This window comes from Neisseria sp. P0008.S004, assembly GCF_051962755.1.
GTDB classification, from domain to species: domain Bacteria; phylum Pseudomonadota; class Gammaproteobacteria; order Burkholderiales; family Neisseriaceae; genus Neisseria; species Neisseria subflava_A.
This window is the reverse complement of the sequence record NZ_JBQCUZ010000039.1, coordinates 1-323: the sequence shown is the minus strand read 5'-3', so window position 1 is coordinate 323 and position 323 is coordinate 1. Positions and strand designations below refer to the sequence as shown.

Annotated in this window: 1 rRNA gene; it reads right to left on the bottom strand. The window is 55.4% G+C overall.

Features of this window, described 5'->3' with window-relative positions:
• Window positions 1-323: ribosomal RNA gene (locus ACTHSW_RS10855) — 16S ribosomal RNA — on the bottom strand; the annotation flags it as partial.

Sequence of the window (323 nt, the reverse complement as noted above, 5' to 3'; positions counted from 1 at the left end):
GCCCCACAGTATCGGGCGCAGTTCCTCGGTTGAGCCGAGGGCTTTCACACCCGACTTGAAGGGCCGCCTACATACCCTTTAAGCCCAATAAATCCGAATAACGTTTGGACGGTTCGTATTACCGCGGCTGCTGGCACGAACTTAGCCCGTGCTTCCTCTGAGGCTATGTCAAACACATGAGATAACTCACATGCACTTCATCCCCTCTGACAGTGGTTTACAACCCAAGGGCCTTCATCCCACACGCGGCGTCGCTCGGTCAGGCTTTCGCCCATTGCCGAAGATTCTCGACTGCAGCCACCCGTAGGCTGTCTCTTATACAC